Origin of the sequence: Winogradskyella pulchriflava, from assembly GCF_042434315.1 — a bacterium.
GTDB classification, from domain to species: Bacteria; Bacteroidota; Bacteroidia; order Flavobacteriales; family Flavobacteriaceae; genus Winogradskyella; species Winogradskyella pulchriflava.
In genome coordinates this window covers 110,113-130,822 of the sequence record NZ_JBHLTQ010000005.1, presented here as the reverse complement: position 1 = coordinate 130,822, position 20,710 = coordinate 110,113, and the positions used below count along the sequence as shown (strand labels likewise).

Below are 20,710 nucleotides of genomic sequence, written 5' to 3'. Positions count from 1 at the left end.
TTTATGAGAATCAAATTTTACTTATTTAATATTTTATTTATTTCGAGCTTTATTTGTGGTTACTCTCAAATTATGAATGAGGGTATCCTAAAAATTAAACCCTCTACAGATGTTTATTTTGAAGCGGCTTACATTAACACAGCAAGCGGTACACATGAAAGCCATGGTAATCTTTACTTAAATCATAGCTTTACTAACGATGGTACAACCGTTATACCAACATCTGGAACGACTTATTTTAAGAGTTCTGATAATCCAGTATTAAATATTTCTGGTGCTTCTAATGAAATTCGGTTTTATAATTTAGAGATTGATGTTACGGGAATTGATGCGAAAGGTGTTACCGTAGCTGATAATTTTGGCGTAATAGTAGATAATGGATTGCACTTAACAAATGGAGATTTTCGATTAGTAGGAGATGCGCAGTTAGTCCAAAGTTCTACTACTGATCTAAATACTATTAGCAATGGCGATTTATTGGTGGACCAACAAGGCTATGCGTCTGGTTTTAAATTTAACTATTGGTCATCACCCGTAAATCGTAATGGAACATTTTCACTTATAGCCTCTAAATTTGATGGAACAGATTCCAGTATTAACCCATTTCAACAAACGGAAATGTTGTTTAACTCTGGATCTCCTTATGATGGTTTACCTTCTATATTAGATGGATTTGGTAATGTAACTACTGCATTAACTATTAATACGCAATGGTTATACAAATATTTGCAAGGCACTGGTTTATATACTGATTGGGTGGCCTTAGACCAAAACAGTGATTTAAATCCAGGAGAGGGTTATACCATGAAAGGTCCTAATTCTCTTTTAGCTGAACAAAACTACGTGTACTCTGGTACTCCAAATAATGGAGAATACTTAATGCCAATAGCCACAGGACAACAATCCTTACTGGGTAATCCATATCCATCAGCTATTGATGCTCACCAATTTATTACTGATAATTTGTTACTCTTAGATGCCTTATATTTTTGGGTAGATGGAGGGTCTACGTCGCATGTATTAACCGAGTATTTGGGAGGTTATGCGATACGTAACCTCACTGGTGGAATTACTCCATCTGTAGCATCTCCATTGATTAGCGGTATAGGAACCTCAGGTAGTGTTACCGCACCTACACAATACGTGCCAATAGGCCAAGGCTTTTTTGTAGATGCTTATGGTAGTGGTAATATTACGTTTAATAATGCCCAAAGACTATTTTCTACCGGAAGCTTTTTGGGAGGCAGACAAGCACAAGAAGCCTTAAACCAATACATCCGCATAGGATATGAAGATACCGAAGGATTTCATAGACAGCTACTCCTAGGTTTTATGCCAAATTCTAATGCAGATATAAATTACAATATTGGTTATGATGCTGTTTTAAATGAGCATAGGGATAATGAATTGTTTTTTGTTATTGAAAATGATGAAGAGAAAAAATACGCCATACAAGGTTTAAGTACTTTTAATGAAAGTTTAGAAATTCCATTAGGGGTTTTAATTTCTAGTGCAGGTACTCATCACATTATGCTAGATAGTGTTGAGAACTTTCAGCATACGGTTTACTTAAAAGACAATGAATTAAATATTACACATAATTTAAGTGACTCTAGCTTCGATGTTAATTTGCCATTAGGTAATCATTTAAATAGATATTCAATTGTTTTTTTACCTCAGGAAACTTTATCTGTAAATGATGAAACCTCTGAAAACATCGATGTCTTCTTTGATGGGAATAAACATTTTATAATACATAACTATAACCAGCTTGAGATTAAGACTATTAAAATATTTAATGTTTTAGGACAAGAAATTTTACAATTGAACTCAAACTTAAACCACCAGAATAGACTGCAAATTCCTTTTAATAAAAATAAAGGTATCTACTTGATACAAGTAGAAACAGCTAACTCAAAATTAACAAAAAAAGTACCTAACTATTAAACGATAAATTATGAAAACTTTAAACCGAAGATTAACCCTACTAACCTTAGTATTATTTGTAACATTTAACTATAGTGCCTTATCACAAGTTGGTATAGGTGCAGATCCAGATGATTCAGCAATGCTAGATGTAAGTTCAACTGAAAAAGGCATGTTAACTCCACGAATGACTTCAGCAGAAAGAGCAGCAATAGCAAGTCCTGCCAACGGACTATTAGTTTATGATACAGACGAAAACGCCTTTTATTTTTACGATGGAGGCAATTGGAAGAAATTTGTAGATGAAAATAGCGCCAATGACTATACAGGATGGGGTGATTATGTTGATGGTACTTACACTTCAGCAAGTCCTTTAGTATTAACAACTAATACAAAGATTACTTTGCCTAATGATGCAACTACCATTAGAGATAGCCAAAAACCTACAGATGTAACAACGTTTTACGACCCAGCCACTTCTAAAATAATCGGAAGAGATGGGGATGGATTAAATATAGTGATAGAGTTTAAAATTAGACCTACTGCTAATACAACCACCAAAATAACTGTAGCAATAGATATTGGAGCACCAGTAGGAGAAATCTATACAAGAGACTTTATTACATCTAAAGGAGTTGGTGTAGAACATTATTTTTTGAGTTCTATTAATGCTTACACATTGAATACATGGGAAGCTAATGGAGGAACCGTTAAAATAGAGAGTGATAACCCTGCAGAAATCTACGACATAAGGTTTGTGTTTACAAGAACTCATAAAGCTAGATAACAATTACAACCCTTTTATTAAGCTTATAGGTTACATACATTTTTTTGTAACACTGAAAGTATAAGTTGATAGAATTCATAAATGCACCTCATTAAAAATGTATAAAAAAAGCCTTAAACAACTTATCATGAAAAAATTTAATTTTCGATTAATACTATTAACAATAGCCATATGTATTGGTGTTATTTTTAGTGCATTTGCTCAAGGCGGTACTGGAGGAGAACAATACACTTGGAATGGTTCAATATCTTCAGATTGGGATAATCTAAATAATTGGACGCCAAATGGAATACCAACAGGCACGTCAGAAATAACAATTCCATTAGTGGTTAATCTACCTTCAATAACAGGAGTAAAAACCATAAACGATTTAACCATTAACAGTGGTGCAAGTATGGAAATACCTTTGGGCGCTACGCTAAATGTAAATGGTGATATTCATATGTATTCAGAATCTAATTCTTATGCGAGTTTAATTGTAAATGGTACTATAGCTGTTACAGGTACCGCCAAATATCATAGGTTTACCAATTCGCAATCTAATGGTAACGACTTAATTGCACCACCATTAGTTGGACAAACGTGGTCTTCATTTTTAACCAGTGATACTAATTACAACGAAGGTTTAATTTTTAATAATGGTGTTCAACCAATGACTACCTATCTTTTTGGACCTTTTGAAAAAGCAGGTACAGATGATTATGTACTCTATAAAGATGACAGCATAGAATTGTTGGTATCTGGAACAGGGTATAGAGTAGCAACGAATACAGGAAATGGTGAAGCCCTAATTTTTACGGGAACTATTGCTACTGGAATAGTAACTAGCACGATAGTAAATGATATAACAGGCGATTTCTCTGAATGGAATCTGATAGGAAATCCATATCCTGCATATATTGAAGTTGGTGCTTTTTTGAACCATATAGGTTCTGTTTCTGAAGTCACCAATTTGAGTTTGCTAAGTGATACAACAGCTGCAATTTATGGTTATAGTGCTGATACATCTGGTTCTGGTAAGTGGACGGTTTTAAATTTAGCAACAGGTAGTACTTTAATAGCACCTGGTCAAGGTTTTTTTGTGTCATCTAATTTACCGATAGCAAATCTGGAGTTTACACCAGATATGCAAGTGTTGGGTAACGCTGATGACTTTATTCAAGGAAGATCATCTGAGACAACCGATTATATTCATTTACGTATGCATTCAGCTGTAAATAGTTCTTCAACTTCGATTTATTTTAATGCTAATGCTACTAACGGTTTAGACGTAGGTTATGATGCTGCTGTTTTTGGAGGAGATGTATCCAACTTCAAATTATATTCCCATTTGGTACAAGATAATACAGGTTTGCCTATGTCCATACAAACATTAAATACTGACTTTGGTAATAATGTAACGATTCCTTTGGGTGTTGATGTTAGTCAAGGGGAACAAATTACTTTCAGTTTAGAGGATTTTGATTTGCCAGATTCTATAGACGTATATATTGAAGATAATTTGACTGGTACATCTACTTTACTGAATACATCAAGTTATACAATTACAACAGCTACTGCAATTAATGGCACAGGACGATTTTTATTGCATTTTACAACGAATACTTTGTCTGAAGAAGACCATATTCATAATGCCTTAAGCATTTACAGTAACCCATCTGAGAGTACTATATTGGTAGAAGGTGTATTGGCAGATGTCACACAAGCAGCTGTTTATGATTTATTTGGTAGAATAGTTTTGCAAAAAGACTTAGATGCTTCTTTGAATAGAAACGTAATAAATGCAACTAAATTAAGCCCAGGTGTTTATGTTGTAGGTTTACAAAATGGTAAGCAAAGCGTTTCTCAGAAAGTGCTTCTTAAATAATATATAGTAATCCCCTAATTACTATTATGCAGTAATTTAACTAACTTCTCTTGCTTTAATTGTATTTGTATCCTACTTAGTAGGCTGGATATGACTACTTTTATATTGGGAAGTAAGGGAAGTTTTTAAGTTATTTTACTGCTTTTTTTTTATTTTTTATAGTTGCACCAGATAGGCTATGAGCTTGTTTTAAGTTTATTGTGTGTATGCTTAACTGCTATGGAGATTGTTATTATAGAGAACGCATAATACTAGAATAATTTCATAAATTGAAAAATGGTTTTATTGGCTATTTTGAATGTCGTTAGGTTGCAGTGTATGACATGGAGTAATTAATAGTTCATTGATGCTATAAAAATTTTAAGATTATCCAAATACAATACAAATTCTACAATGTATTACGGTTTTTTTGTGCCTTAAATTAGTTTACGCTTTATAAATAAAGGGAATAATAAATTCTGCTTAGGTAAATAGAATTGAAAATAATTACATACGTCTTGCCAAACCTGTCTCTCTGTTGTCTATAGAATTGTTGATAGACCTATTCATTATTAATTTTTAAATTTGTCTTTATAGAATAAAATTTGATCAATCAAAAATCTATAGCAGTACTTCCTTTTGTCAATATGAGTAGTGATATTGAAAACGAATACTTCTGCGATGGATTGACAGAAGAAATTATAAACGCCTTAGCAAAAATTAAACAGCTTTCTGTTACTTCCCGTACATCTTCATTTTATTTTAAAAACAAGTCAGTAACAGCAAACGAAATAAGAGAGAAACTTGAGGTAGCTACCTTTATTGAAGGTAGTGTAAGAACTTCAAAGAAGAAAATGCGTATTACAGTGCAGATGATTGATACTGTTGACGATTTTCATTTCTGGTCAGAAACCTTTGATAGGAACCCAGAAAACATTTTTGAAATTCAAGATGAAATTAGTCTATTCATTGCTGAAAAATTACGTGAACATGTAGGTCATATTGAGATAGAAGATAAGCTAGTAGCACCTATTGATGTGCCTGTAGCTATTTATAGAGAATACCTGAAAGGGAGGTATTACATCATGAAGTTGGATTATAAAAATTCAATTAAGGGTATCGATATCTTAAAAGACGTAATACTTAAATCACCCAGTTTTCCCAATCCCTATTTAGATATAAATCTTGCCTATTTTAATATGGGAACCATGGGACTTTTACCTGCATTTGAAGCTTACAGGAAGGCCCAGCCTTATTTGTCAAAGGCATTAGAGCTGGACCCAGACTCATCAAGGTCACAATTGAATTTGGCTTTGATAGAATGCTGGCAAAACTGGAATCTTAAGAAAGCATATGAACATGCTCATAAGGCTTTGGAGATTCAACAAGCAGACGATATTTACTTAACCATTTCTAATTTTTTGACAGTGGAAGGAAAATTAGATGCAGCACATAATTACCTTGAAAAAGCATTACAATTAGATCCGTATGCTGCTATCAATCATCATTATAAAGGGTTTTTATATTACTTAAAAGAAGAATACACCACAGCAATACCTTTCTTAAAAAAAGCTTTGGAGCTAGACCCTAAATTACCCTTTCCACCAATTTACATTGGGATTTGTTTATTACTATCAGGCAAATCAAATGAAGCTTTGTCATATTTCGGTTCACTTAAAGGAGTTTCTGTGAAAGACCTTACGAAATTAGGAGGTGAAACCATGTGTTATGCAAAGCTCAATGAAACGGAAAAGTGCAATGATGGATTAAAAGAATTAGAAACCTATTTAACAACAGCGCTAGTAGATAAGGCATTTACATTTTTGATATTAGTAAATGCGTTATTAGGTAATAATGAAAAGGTGGTAGATTTAATAACGCAAGCATACAATAATCATTTGCCATTAATTTTAGTATTAAATCCATCACCAATTCTTAAGCCTTTAAAAACTCACAAAGGGTTTAAAGATATTATGCTAAAAGCCATTCCTGATAACGTCAACTACAACCAAAAGAAAAAGTACAAGCAAGCACTATTAAATAAAGACGAAATAGAGAAGTACACAAAAGAACTTGAACAGATTATGATGGATTATAAACTTTACTTAAATCCAGATCTGTCCTTAAAAGATTTGGCATCTTATTTAGAACTGCCAACCAATTACGTCTCTCAATTATTAAACCTAGGATTTCAAAAAAACTTCTCTGAATATGTGAATACTTTTAGAGTTAAGGAATTTAAAAAAAGGGTGCTTTTTGAAGAAAATAAAGGTTTAACCATTATGGCTGTTGCTTATGATAGTGGTTTTAATTCTAAAACAGTGTTTAATACATTTTTCAAAAAAATAGAAGGGATAACACCAAATACTTACCTTAAGAACAATAGTTAGTTCTGATTCTTAAAATAGAACTTTTTAATTCTGAACTCTACTTAATTTTATCAAAAATTAAATGATACTGTAGAATTGAAAACTAATAAGTATCAAGAACTTATATAAATTCTACAATTCATCATTTTAAATCAACAGTTCAGTTATTTGGATTCAGAAACATCTATATTTTATAGAAAATTTGCAGCTGAATTTAAAAGTGCATCCATCATAAACGAATTATTATGACATCAATTAAAATGAAAAATCGATTTATTCTACTATTTGCTTTAATTATACTTAGTGCCTGTAATGAGAAAGTTAAATCAGGTATAACCCAACAACCAACACTAGCCGATTATGCTATTGGTGAAACTTGGATATGGAAGTATAAAGGCGTAACCACGGAAGGAGAGGTTAGATCTGAAGGGATAGACACTCGAGAAATAATAGAAGTTAATGGTGAGTTGCATATAACTATCGGTAAGGATACGATTCCTGTTTCAGAAATGGTAAAACCTGAAGAAAGTAAGACGCCAAAGTACGATTGGCCACTTAAAGAAGGAAAAAAGTGGGTTTATGAAGAAAATTGGACAAGTCAAGATGGTACAACAGGAAAACAGCAAATGAACGCTGAAGTATTATCCTATAAAGAAGAAACGGTAGGAGCAGGAACTTTTATGGCGTACACCATTCATTACAATGGTAACATCACAAATTCCAGAGGTTATAATGCGGTTGTAGATGAGGTTTGGCTATACGCACCTGAAGTTAAAAACTTTATTAAGTTAACGCAAAAACAAGATGATTTTGTTTATAACGAAGAACTCGTTGCATATTCTGATAAGCCATTAAAAAGTAAAGTCCAATTAGAGAATCAAATCATTGGAAAAGTGAAGTTTTTGGAAGAACCTGAGGACTTTAGCACTATAGCAAATAAAATGGTCGACTATAAAATACCTGCTCTCTCGCTTGCCGTTATTAATGATGGTAAAATAGAATGGGCAAGTATGTATCAAAATCCAAGTTTTTCAAGTCAAAATTTAAATGACAATAGCATTTTTCAAGCAGCTTCCTTATCGAAACCCGTAACTTTTTTTGCTGCTTTGCGTATGCATACAGCAGGAGAAATAAACTTAGATGAGAATATAGAACAGTACCTAAAGAGTTATAAATTACCACAAGGCAAGCAAACGGCTGAAAATCCAGTAACCTTACGAAATATCTTTTCGCATACTTCTGGTATTACCTCAGGAGGCTATCAAGGTTATGCTAAAGACCAGGTTATGCCAAGTGATGTTGAGGTTTTAAATGGTAGTGAAGGTGTTAATTCACCAGCAATAGAAGTTATTTCAACACCTAATGAAATGTTAGCGTATTCGGGTGGTGGCTATACCTTAGCTGAAGTAGCACTTCAGGATATTTTTAATGAAGAGTTTTCTACAATAATGAACAAATGGATCCTTCAACCTATTGGTATGGAGAATTCTGAATTCACACAACCATTGCAACCATCAGATTCAAGTAAAGTTGCAAAAGGCTATACGTCAAACGGTGTTGTTTTAGAAGGTGGTTGGAGAAACCATCCAGAACAAGCAGCAGCGGGACTTTGGAGTAATGCTAATGATATGGCTAAATTTTTAATTGAAATTTATAAAGGTTATCAAGGCAAAAGTTTAGTTTTTTCAAAAGAAGAAATTCAATCGATACTCAATCAAGAGCGAGATGGACATATTTATGGATTAATTGTAGAAAAGTCAGAAAATGGTTTTGCAATTACCCATTATGGTGGTAATGCTGGTTATCGTACAGGCATGACCATAGACCTTAATACAGGAAAAGGATTGGTATATTTAATCAATTCCGATAACGGTGGTGCTTTGGGTAATGAATTGCTGTTATCAGCTTCTCAATTGTACAATTGGAATCACTTTAAACGCACATCTGTTAAACGAAATCAATCAGATACTGCATTATTAAAACAACTTACAGGGAAATATAAATGGAATAATCAGGTTGATCTTTCTGTAAGTTTTAATGATGAAACAAAACAACTTTCATTGCACTTTCCAAACGGTGATGCTTATAATCTTATTTCAATTGAAGGCGATGAAATAAGCTTCATCAACCCAAACACTGGAGTAGATATTAAATTTTTAAAGTCGAGTGATTATAATTCATTTGTCTTATATGGACAAACGGCAGTTAAGCTTAATTAAGTTTACATTTTGTGTAGTTGCTAAAATAAATAGATGTAGTTAACACCAACCCATAAGCTGTAAAATATAACCACCCAAGGATATTCAATTCTTAATCTTAGTTCTGATTCTTAAAGTAGAACTTTAAATTCAGTCTACCACGCTACTTTTGAAATCATAAGTAAAAACTTAATCAATGGAAAAAATGAAAACAAAAAAAACTAAAAAAGGAGTCAAACTAGGCATAGGAATCATACTAGGAACTGTAGTAGGTTATTTAACCTCAAATATACAATTGTGGTTTGTTTTAGGAATTGCTATTGGAGCAGCTTTGGAATATGGCACTCAAAGAAAATCATAAAATTAAATAATCTATGAATGCAAATACAGAACAGAAGAATTTAATTAAGACCGCTAGAATAACTGGCTTATGGTATTTAATGATGGCTATTACAGGAATTCTAGGGTTTTTGGTCTTTCATTCTCAAATATTTGTGTCTGGTAATCCAGAACAAACGCTCACAAATCTAGTAGAATTTGAAGCTACAGCAAGAATTAGGTTGCTACTAGAATTTGGTATCGTAGTATCTCAGGCACTTACCGCAGTTTGGTTTTTCAAATTATTTAAAGATAATTATGAATGGGAAGCTTGGACGCTAGGTATATGGGGAATGGTAAATGCTTTAGCCATTTTGATAAGTGCAATTTCAATCGCCTCAGCAATAGGTATTGCAAATTCTGATATAAGTGCTATGGAAGACAAGGTTTTACTGATTCAAGTTTTTCAAAATATTATTTCGAATGCTTGGGGTGTTGGTGGCCTATTTTTTGGGTTATGGCTATTTCCAATGGGATACATAGTTATCAAATCTAAAAGGTTGCCTGTCTGGTTAGGAAGGGTTATTATATTGGGTGGTGTAGGCTATCTAATTTCAACAGTTATACACTACACAGAAATTGATTTTAGCTTCAATAAATTTCTTACGCTACCTGCAACCATTGGAGAATTTTGGATGATAGGTTATTTACTAATTTTTGGCATAAGACCTAGCGATAAGTAAAATTAAATTAAAACGGCACTCAACAATGACTTTAAGTAATTGCTTTTTTCGTGTACTGCTGAAAATCCTCACATATTTTGCTTGCGCCAGTTCGCTGCGCTCGTGTCAGCTTGGTGAGTACTTACAAAGTTGAGTGCTAAAGTACGCTACTACTCATAGATAAGACCATTATCAGAACATTAAATTAATACATAAAAATAAAAATCATTAATCAAAACAATCAAAAAACGAATAATTATGAAATCAATTAAAATGAAAACAATCAAAAAACAAATTTTATTAAGAATGGCTTGTGTTGCCTTTGCATTAGTATCTAGTACAACATATGCACAAAACACAAATTCAGAAAAAACAACACAAAGGGATGGATTCATCTTCGAATTCGTGGTAGGCGGAGGTCTTATCAGTGTAGAAGATAGTGCAGGCATTCAAACGTTCGACAAATCTCAAGGAACCTTCGTTTTTCCAGATTTAAAATTTGGCTACATGTTAAACGAAAAACTCGCCATTACTGCTGCTATGCCAGGAAACATTTATGAATTTCAGGATAATGACAGAAATTTTGGAGGTTTTATTCCATCACTACAATATTGGGTAAAAGATCGTTGGTGGATTCATGGAGGTATTGGTCTAGCCATAGATTCGCCAGCACTGTATGATATTAAAGACGATGTAAATGACGACTGGAACTTTGGTTGTGCTGTTATGGCAAGCACAGGTTACGAAATTTACAAAAAGAACAACTTTGCGCTTAACGTTCAATCTAAATTAGTGTTGGGTCGCACGTCTTTAGATGGAGATGCGCATAGAGATGCAGTAATCTTTAATGTAGGATTAGGATTTAGCTGGTTGTAAAAAAAGAAGAAAACAATATACGAGTCAATAAATGAAACTAGTAATTAAAAAGTATAAGAAAATGAAAAAAACGTATTATTTATTGACTCTTTTAGTGTTAATAGTATTTAGTTTGTGTAATACTAAAATCAAAGAGGCAAAGGAAGAAAACTTAATAGCACAAATAGACGAGATTTGGGCAACTGAACAGCTTCCAATTAGATCGAGAGATTCCCTAATTTCTATCTATGGCGTTGACCATAATTTAGTGAAAGTACAAGATTCAATTATTGATAAAAATCACGCCATTAACGAGAAAAAAGTAAAGACTATTCTAGATAAACATGGTTGGCCAACTAAAGATATGATTGGAGAACGAGGGAATTGGACTTTATGTAACGTTATTCAACATTCAGATAATGAAGTTAGAATACAATACCTTCCAATGATGAGACAGGCTGTAAAAGACAAAAAATTAGAACCACGTTTTTTAGTTAGAGCAGAAGACAGAATTGCAACTGAACGAGGGGATTTACAAATCTATGGTGGACAGATGAAATACTATCCAGAAACTAAAAGTTTTAATCTTTGGCCAGTTTTTGATCCAGAAAATATAGATAAGAGAAGAACTGCTATTGGTTTAGATTCTATTGCCATATTTCTAAAGAATAGATTTGATTTTGAATGGAATCTTGAAGAACAGATAAAGAGAACTAAAGCATTTGAAATGAAGCAACAGGAAGGGAGTAAAAATGAGTTAACCAAATAGATTACATTTTTTTAAAGTTAAAAAATTTAGTTGAACAAGAGAAAATTAAACCAGTTATAGATAGAATTTATCCTTTAAATAAAATGGCCAAAACGCATACATATGTTGAGCTTGGCCATAAAATAGGGGTCTAATCATCACTATTTAGCTGAACTATATATTGTTTAAATTTATACAAATGAAAATAGTAAAACGAATCTTAAAATTTGTCTTCGCGCTCATCGGTTTGCTCGTGCTAATAGGAATCATTACACTTTGGATTGATTCATCAGGAACAAATTATCTGAAGATTAACAAAAATGAATCAGGATCTAATAATTCTTATCTTATTAAGAATGTCAATGTTATTCCAATGAACCAAGACACTGTTTTAGTTGATAAAATGGTGTATATAAAAGACGGAATTATTGAAAAGATTGCTGATACTATTGAGGTCAATGGCATTGAAATTTTTGACGCGGAGAATAAGTATCTAACACCAGGTCTTATTGATATGCACGTGCATGTTTGGGATAGGTATGAACTCGGGCTTTACCTATCAAATGGTGTAACAGCTGTTAGAAATCTTTGGGGTATGCCAATGCATTTAAGAATTAAAGAAGATGTAGTTGAAGAAAATATTTTTGCACCATCGTTTTTTACGACAGGACCAAAACTAACAGGTTCAGAATTCATTGGTGATGATAATTTAAATCTACTGAATCCGAGTGAAGCTAAAGACAAGGTAATTTCATATAAAGAAAGAGGTTACGATTTCATTAAAACGTATTACGGATTAGATAAAGAGATTTTTGATGCTGTTATTGAACAAGCCAAAATTTCTGAATTAGACATTGTTGCTCATCCCTCTCAAAAAGTGCCATTTTCATATCATTTGAACACTCAAATCAAATCTATTGAACATACTGAAGAAATTGTACAACAACCTTTACAGTTTGATTTAGATACCATTAAGCTGCAACCAATAATTGATTCAATTTCGAAATCCAAACACACGAGATATTGTCCTACAATTACGGTATTTCATAACATTTATCAAATGATGATGAATGATTCCATATTAAATTCGGAATATTTGGAGTATATGAATCCACTTATTAAAAAAACGGATAGCAAAAAACAGTTTGAACGTTGGTTTAATGCAAAGCAAAAAGATCCATCTATAGTTGAGCGGATAAAGAAACAGCACGATTTTCATATTGCCATTGTTAAAAAGCTACATGAAGCGGGTGTAACTATCATTTGCGGTACGGATGCTGGTATTGGAGTTACCCTTCCAGGTTTTTCAATTCACAAAGAACTGGCGTTTTACAAAGAAGCTGGCCTTTCTAATTATGAAGTTTTGAAAACAGCTACTGTAAACGCCTCACAAACACACGCAATGATGAATCAATTGGGAACTATTGAAGAAGGCAAGATTGCCAATTTATTATTAGTGGATGACAGTCCGCTAGTTGACCTGTCTTCACTTCAAACTCCAACCTATGTTTTTGTTAAAGGACGAAAATTAAATAGAGAGAATTTGGATTCATTTAATGAAAAGTCAAAAAATCGAAAGAACCTAGTAGCTACTGCGCTTAGGTATTTGGAAAACTTAGTGATTGAAAAATAAACTATTGCCTAATAAAATTCTAATATACATCAATCCTTAAACCGTCAATCAAAAAACGATCAGTCTATGTTTTTCAAATCAAAAGAAGGAAAAGAAAAAATTATAGCCCTTTATAATCAAAAGTTAAAAGAGCTGAATATTGAATATTCAGAAAAATCTGTTGAAACAAAGTTTGGAGTCACTAATATTATTACTACTGGCTATTCTATTAACCCTCCTTTAGTTCTGATTCACGGAACAGGAGGTTGTGTGCCTCAAATTTTAGATTCTTTCCCCAATTTAGCCTCAAGGTATTGCGTGTATGCAGTAGATGTGTTAGCGCAACCCAATAAAAGTGATGAGAATAGACTAGATATGAAATCTTTGGATTATGGTAAATGGTTAATAGAAATTATTATAAAACTAAGACTCAGAGAGGTTACTTTAGTAGGTTTTTCGTTCGGTGGTTTAATAAGTTTGAAAACTTTAGAGTTTAATGAAACATCAATAAAACATGTTTTTCTTATTGCACCAGTTTATATTGTAAATGGTAACCCACTATTAGGGTTATGGAAGATGTTTATGCCTTTAAAGAAGTTTATAAAAACTAAGAATCAAAAGTATATCAAAAAAGTTATGAGTGCTTTATTTTCAGAATACGATGACTTTGCATTAGAGTATATGTCGCTTACGTTTACGCATTGTAATATGGATTTTTCACCACTTCCTGTAATCTCTAAAGATTCAGCTAAAAATATAAAAACACCAATCACCATATGTGCTGCTGAGAAAGATATTATGTTTCCAGGTAAAAAAATGATAAAACGAGCTAAAGATGTATTTCCTTCTTTAGAAGAAGTTGTATTGTTTGAAAGCTCTAAACACGTTCCAAGTGCAACAGATTTTAGAAAAATAGAAGAACTCATTTTAGATAAAAGCGAATAGTATTTTAAAAACAATAAAAGAATCTAATTGAGTCATTTTAGAGTAGTTAGAAAAAAAATGATTTTTGTATTATTAGTTTTATTAGAATTCTTTTTTACATAAATAATAAGAATTATTTGATTTTTATTGTGGCGGATTTGTCTCGCTTCTTCAAATTACTGCTAAATTCCATTGGTTTTACTTTCTGTATCGGGAAGTAAATTTATCACTTCAATTAGATGAGTTTTTTTAGAGCAGTATTTCACTTACAATTAAATTCTTACTTTTAATGCGTTTTCATAAAAGTTGAGAATTGTAAGCAAATGAAAAAACTATTGCCACTTATACTTACCCTCTTATTTTTTTCTAAAGTATGTTATGGTCAGTTCTCTCCGAGTATCCACAATTATTCTTTAGCAGAGTATAAAGCAAGTAATCAAAATTGGGACATCTCAAGGGCAGAAAACGGTAAGGTTTATGTTGCCAATAATAGTGGATTATTAGAATATGATGGCTTGGTATGGGAACTTTATCAATTACCAAATAAAACAACGGTTAGGTCTGTATTACCTGTGGGCGACATTATTTACACAGGTTCTTATGAAGAGTTTGGTTATTGGAAAAACGATACGTATGGCTTATTAAAATATCATTCCTTAAGTGATACCGTTTTGGATAAAATTTCACCTAATGAAGAAATATGGGAAATTGTTGAATATAAGGACAAAATCATTTTTAGATCATTTTTAAACGTCTATATATACGATTTTAAAAATGTTATTCAACTTACACCAAAATCTATAGTTATTTCCTGTAGTGTCGTGGATGATGATTTATATGTAAGTACTTTAAATCAAGGGGTCTTTTTGTTAAATGGAGAAACTTTAGAACCTTTTTATTCAAATGATTTATTGATAGATACTAAGATTATATCTATAAGTAAATATCAAGAAAAATTACTGGTAATGACTTCTCTAAAAGGAAGTTTTTTCTTAGAAAACGGGAGATTAAGACCAACGAACTTTCCGATTAATGTTCAAATAAAACTACATCAACTCAATGACTTTTCAATTTTGGAGAATGGCCATATGGTTTTTGGAACTATAAAAGATGGCGTTTTTTTAACCGATAAAGCAGGCCGCTTAAAATTTCATATTAGTAAAGAAAATGGTTTACTAAATAATACAGTATTAGGGCAGTCCTTAGATGAATACGATAATTTGTGGTTGGGTTTGGATAATGGAATAGCTAACATAGAGCTCAATAATGATAATTACTTTTTTAATGATGTTTCAGGGAAATTAGGTGCGGTTTATGATATTGTAGATTATAAAGGAGTTATATATATAGGAACAAATACAGGTCTTTTTAAACTAGACCAAAAGGATAAGCTACAATTTGTAGAAGGCTCACAAGGACAAGTTTGGAATTTAAAGATTTTGGATGGTGATCTTTTTTGTGGGCACAACGAAGGTACATTTTTGGTAAGCGAAGACGGTTTTAAGATGATCTCTACGCACACAGGTGGTTGGTCCATTAAAAAAGTACCAGAAAGAGAGCACACCTATATACAAGGTACCTATTCTGGATTAGTTAAATTTGAAAAAAAGGCTAATGAATGGCATGTGAAGCACTTAGGTAAAACAACCATACCATCTCGTTTTTTAGTTTTTGAAAATTTGCATACGGCTTGGGTAGCACATGCCACTAAGGGTGTTTATAAGTTGAATTTTGATAATAATTATGACACCATAGTGAGCGTGCAGAATTATCAAAACAAAGGCATTAGTTCAGACTACAATGTTAGGGTCTATAATATAATGAACACCATTAGTTTTAAGACTAACGAGGGCTGGCAAAAATATGAACCTTTACTAGATTCCATAGTTCCATTCCAATTGTTAAATGATAAGTTAGGTAGATATAGTTACATCATTTCTGAAGAAGATACTGAACTTATAGCATTAAAAAACAGAAAAGGATTTATCAATTTTAAATCTTTTGCAAATGATGAGGAAGGTTTAGTCTTAAACGATAAATTTTTGAAGGACCGCTTTATTGTGGGTTATGAGAACGTCTCTAAAATAAAGGACTCTATTTATGCTTTAAACTTGGATAATGGTTTTATGATGATAGATGCTACGTCTAAAGCTGATGTCAAGGTTTTTAAACCAAAAATTAAAAGCGCTTTTGTAGGAGGGGAACCTATTATTATTTCAAATGCAACAAATAAAACCGTGGGTTTTAATTTTAATAAAAACCTTACTGTTGCGTTATCCTCGCCTAAATCTATAAACCATTTCTTTGAGTATAATATTTCTGATACTGATAATACTTGGTATAGGGTAGAAAGTGATAAAGTAGAGTTTTCTAACTTAAAAGATGGTGACTATACTATTGCATTTAGAACAAGTGATAATTATGGTAACGTTTCAGAGGCTCTGGTTATCAATGTGGATGTTTTTCCGCCTTGGTACAGAGATAAGTTAGGTTTATTGCTTTATCTCTTAGTTACAGGTCTTATTGTAGCTCTATTTTATGTAATGCACCATAGAAAAATAGCAAAAGAGCAACGCTTAATCAAGATAAAATTTCAAAGAGAGCAACAAAAGTTATTGCGCGAAAAGACTTTAGAAAATGAAAAGCGCATTGTACAGTTAAAAAACGAATCACTTCAAAACGAAATTAAGCTAAAGAGTAAGCAATTGGCCAATAATGCAATGGCGTTGGTGAAAAAAAATGAAACCTTACAAGAGATTAAAAAAGAGTTAATGCTCAATAAAGAAGGATTTAATAATTACTACACTTTTAAAAAACTATTAAAAAAATTAGACAATTCAATTGTACTAAAAGATGAGTGGGAAGTATTTGAAAACAACTTTAGTCAAGTTCATGACGAATTTTTTGAAATATTAAAACGAAAGCACCCTTCACTTACACCTAAGGATTTAAAGATTTGTGCATACATCAAAATGAATCTTTCTTCAAAAGAGATTGCGCCATTAATGAATATTTCTGTAAGAGGCGTAGAAACACACAGATATCGCTTAAAAAAGAAATTAGATTTGGAAAATGACATTTCTGTAGGTGATTATTTGTTAAATATTAAATAATCGTCACAATTTTTTATTCAATAGGTAATTTATACTACGTCATTAATACGTCATTTAGTTAATTTCTATTCTACTACAACGTTTTTTTTATAGCTTTATAGTACGTCAAAAGCAAGTTTTTCTTAAACTCTTACATCTTCTTTAGGATTATGGCGTATTTAAAATGTAAATAGATGTTAACGGAATTTAACATTAGATTATAACTTAGACAAACAAATAAACTGACTATCTAATCTAATTATTAATTGACTTTATGAAAACAAAAATCAATCTATTATTAACGCTATTATTTTCAATTAGTGTATTTGCACAGGAGATTGAAATTAGTGGTGTTATTACGAGTGCTAGTGACGGTATGCCACTGCCTGGTGTTAGCGTTGTAGTAAAAGGAACAAGTAGAGGCGTTTCATCTGGCTTTGATGGTAATTATGCTATTACGGTTCAAAAAGGTGAAGAAATTCAATTTAGCTACATTGGGTTTAAAACTGTAACTATTACCGTTGTAGACCAAAGCGTTATAAATGTTGCTTTGGAAGATGATGTGGAATCTCTTAATGAGGTTGTCGTTGTCGGTTACGGTACACAAAGAAAGGAAGACCTTACAGGTGCCATATCCACGGTAAAATCAGAAGACATTGCAAAAACACCAAACAGTAATATAATGCAATCTCTTCAAGGTAAAGTAGCAGGTGTACAAATAACAAGTAATGGTTCACCAGGTGCATCACCAAATATAAGAGTACGTGGTGTAAACTCATATTTAGCAGGTAATAACCCATTATTCGTTGTCGATGGAATGTTTTATGATAACATAGATTTTTTAGATTCTAGCCAAATAGAATCTATTTCAGTATTAAAAGATGCGTCTTCCATTTCAATTTTTGGGCAAAGAGGTGTCAATGGTGTTATTATAATTGAGACTAAAAATGGGAAACTAAACCAGAAACCTGTTTTTACCTATAATGGATACACAGGATTTCAGAATGCTCAAAATGTTGTAAAAATGGCTAATGCAGAACAGTTTGTGACTATGGCTTTAGAGTCTGGTTCTCAAGCTGATATTGAATATATAGAAAACGCTATTCAACGTTACGGTAGAAGTAGAGTAAATCCTAATATTCCTGACGTAAATACAGATTGGTATAAAGAGGTATTGCGAGTAGCTCCAATATACAGTCATAGTTTAGGTGTTACTGGAGGAAATGAAAATACAACATATGGAGTTAATGCAAGTTACTTTTCTCAGGATGGTATATTGGATATGAAAAATGAATATGAGCGTTTCAATATACAATCTAATATAGAAGTTAAACTTTCGGATAGAGTTAAAGTTGGTACAAATGCCATCTTTAGTAATGCCACACAATATAATCCAGAAAACGGAGCTTGGTTTCAAGCCTATTTTGCGGTGCCTATTTTGCCAGTGTACGATCGTTCTAATTTAGAAGCAACGCCTATTGCATTTTCTGATGCAACACAAATTGGTTATCGTGGGTCACAAAACCCATTTCCAGTGATGACTTTTAATGAAAACCAATTGAAAATTAAAAAGATATTGGCAAGTATGTTCTTAGAAGTAGATCTTATACAAGATAAATTAAAGTTCAAGACCTTCTATAGTCATGACTATTCAACATTATCGGAACGTAATGTTAGATTACCATATTTTATTTCAGAAAATTCTCAGCGCGAAACTTCTTCAATTAGACGTGCAGAAGCAAAATACTCAAACCAGCTTTGGGATAACACTTTAACCTACACAGATAATTTTGGTGATCATGCATTAACTGCTATAGTAGGTACATCTTACAGAGATGAGCAATACAATACCTTTTCTGCTACAGGAAATGATATACAGGGAATTGGCTTAGAAAGCTCTTGGTACCTCAATTTTGCAGACCCAACGACATTCAGTAATCAGGTAAATGAAATTGGTGATCGTTTCTATTCTTTTGCAGTTTTTGGAAGACTAGAGTATAGTTTTAAAGACAAGTATTTAGTTAACGCAACATTAAGACACGAAGGTGATGGTAGATTTCCTAAAAAATTATGGGAAACTACACCAGCTGTAGGTTTAGGTTGGGTTATCTCTAATGAAGATTTTTTTGAGAGTAATGAGCTGTTTAACTTTTTGAAGCTTAGAGTGGCTTGGGGTAGGTTGGCCAATGGATCATTAGGAGGTAGTACAGGTGCTAGAACAGTATCTCAGGTCGTTACAGATATAGGAGATGTGCCAACCAATGGTATTTTAACAACAAACACATTTCAAGATTTAAGACGTGAGATTTTAGAAGAAACCAATTTTGGTATAAGTTCTCGTTTATTTGATAACAGATTAAATTTAGAGATAGACTATTATATAAGAGACACAGAAAACTTGGTATTACCTCGTGAAGTGCCTATTACTGCGGAAGTAGTGAATGATAATATTGGGGAAATGAGAAACCAAGGTTTAGAGATTGCAGCTAATTGGAGTCAAAGCATTAACGATAATTGGAGCTTCTCTGTAGGTGCTAATATAGCAACGCTTAAAAATGAGATTACTAAGATCAATAGCACACAAGGCTATTTTGATACAGGTAGTGCTGAATTCCGTCAAAGACTTATTGTAGGTGAGCCGGTTAATGCATTTTATGGATGGGAAGTCATTGGTGTTTACCAAAATGATGCACAAGTTTCAGCCGACCCAACAGCTCAATATGAATTAACAGAAAATAGCAACCAGTTGGTTCCAGGTGATTTTATCTACAAAGATCAGAATAATGATGGTAGAATAGATGCTGAGGATAGAGTCGTTTTAGGTAGCTATTTACCAACGTTTACTTATGGAGGTAATTTTAATGTGTCTTATAAGCAATTTGACCTTTCGGTAGCTGTATCGGGTCAGACAGGTAATAGTATTCTAAACCGTAAAAGAGGTGAAGTTATTTTTACAAATGACACTAATATTGATGCTGATTTTGCTATAAATAGATGGCATGGTGAAGGAACAACCAATACTTATCCTTCTTCTGAAGGTAGAAGGAAAGCTTGGAATCAGAAAATGAGCAGTTTCTTTGTTGAAGACGGTGCGTATTTTAGAGTACAAAATGTACAATTGGCTTACACCATTCCTTCAAGTAACTTTAAAGGTGCTCTTTCTCCAGAAATTAAGCTTACACTTACGGCAGAACGTCCATTAACTGTTTTTGATTACAATGGTTTTAATCCAGAAGTGGCTAATGGAGTTGACAGACAGACATACCCAGTGCCAGCAGTTTATACTTTTGGCGTGAATATAAAAATTTAAAAA

The 20,710-nt window shown here is 32.6% G+C and carries 14 protein-coding genes; all 14 read left to right on the top strand.

Features of this window, described 5'->3' with window-relative positions:
• The first annotated feature begins 3 nt into the window (after positions 1-3).
• Positions 4-1,947, top strand: a complete 1,944-nt coding sequence (locus ACFFGA_RS10045) for a T9SS type A sorting domain-containing protein (protein WP_386063313.1) — start codon at positions 4-6, stop codon at positions 1,945-1,947.
• Positions 1,948-1,957: 10 nt separating this feature from the next.
• Positions 1,958-2,713, top strand: a complete 756-nt coding sequence (locus ACFFGA_RS10040) for a phage tail-like protein (protein WP_386063310.1) — start codon at positions 1,958-1,960, stop codon at positions 2,711-2,713.
• Positions 2,714-2,840: 127 nt separating this feature from the next.
• Positions 2,841-4,580 (top strand): DUF8693 domain-containing protein, encoded by a 1,740-nt coding sequence (locus ACFFGA_RS10035; protein WP_386063308.1) that lies wholly within the window; start codon positions 2,841-2,843, stop codon positions 4,578-4,580.
• 584 nt (positions 4,581-5,164) lie between these two features.
• Positions 5,165-6,949, top strand: coding sequence for a helix-turn-helix domain-containing protein (locus tag ACFFGA_RS10030; protein ID WP_386063305.1), 1,785 nt, complete (start codon positions 5,165-5,167; stop codon positions 6,947-6,949).
• Between the two features lie 224 nt (positions 6,950-7,173).
• Positions 7,174-9,147, top strand: coding sequence for a serine hydrolase domain-containing protein (locus tag ACFFGA_RS10025; RefSeq protein ID WP_386063302.1), 1,974 nt, complete (start codon positions 7,174-7,176; stop codon positions 9,145-9,147).
• Positions 9,148-9,331: 184 nt separating this feature from the next.
• Positions 9,332-9,487, top strand: coding sequence for a glycine zipper domain-containing protein (locus tag ACFFGA_RS10020; RefSeq protein ID WP_386063300.1), 156 nt, complete (start codon positions 9,332-9,334; stop codon positions 9,485-9,487).
• 13 nt (positions 9,488-9,500) lie between these two features.
• Positions 9,501-10,187, top strand: a complete 687-nt coding sequence (locus ACFFGA_RS10015; protein ID WP_386063297.1) for a DUF4386 domain-containing protein — start codon at positions 9,501-9,503, stop codon at positions 10,185-10,187.
• A 237-nt stretch (positions 10,188-10,424) separates the two neighbouring features.
• Complete coding sequence (locus ACFFGA_RS10010; protein WP_386063295.1) at positions 10,425-11,042, top strand: hypothetical protein; 618 nt, start codon at positions 10,425-10,427, stop codon at positions 11,040-11,042.
• A gap of 61 nt (positions 11,043-11,103) precedes the next feature.
• Positions 11,104-11,790: a DUF6624 domain-containing protein gene (locus tag ACFFGA_RS10005; RefSeq protein ID WP_386063292.1), complete on the top strand. Its 687-nt coding sequence runs from the start codon at positions 11,104-11,106 to the stop codon at positions 11,788-11,790.
• Positions 11,787-11,924: a zinc-binding dehydrogenase gene (locus ACFFGA_RS10000; protein ID WP_386064340.1), complete on the top strand. Its 138-nt coding sequence runs from the start codon at positions 11,787-11,789 to the stop codon at positions 11,922-11,924. The genes ACFFGA_RS10005 and ACFFGA_RS10000 overlap by 4 nt, the downstream gene beginning before the upstream one ends.
• Positions 11,925-11,968: 44 nt before the next feature.
• Positions 11,969-13,402: an amidohydrolase family protein gene (locus tag ACFFGA_RS09995; RefSeq protein ID WP_386063289.1), complete on the top strand. Its 1,434-nt coding sequence runs from the start codon at positions 11,969-11,971 to the stop codon at positions 13,400-13,402.
• Between the two features lie 66 nt (positions 13,403-13,468).
• Positions 13,469-14,326 (top strand): alpha/beta fold hydrolase, encoded by an 858-nt coding sequence (locus tag ACFFGA_RS09990; RefSeq protein ID WP_386063286.1) that lies wholly within the window; start codon positions 13,469-13,471, stop codon positions 14,324-14,326.
• A 302-nt stretch (positions 14,327-14,628) separates the two neighbouring features.
• Positions 14,629-17,418 carry a helix-turn-helix and ligand-binding sensor domain-containing protein gene (locus tag ACFFGA_RS09985; RefSeq protein WP_386063283.1) on the top strand — a complete coding sequence of 930 codons (2,790 nt, stop codon included), beginning with the start codon at positions 14,629-14,631 and terminating at the stop codon, positions 17,416-17,418.
• A 253-nt stretch (positions 17,419-17,671) separates the two neighbouring features.
• Positions 17,672-20,707 (top strand): SusC/RagA family TonB-linked outer membrane protein, encoded by a 3,036-nt coding sequence (locus ACFFGA_RS09980; RefSeq protein ID WP_386063280.1) that lies wholly within the window; start codon positions 17,672-17,674, stop codon positions 20,705-20,707.
• Positions 20,708-20,710 lie beyond the last annotated feature (3 nt).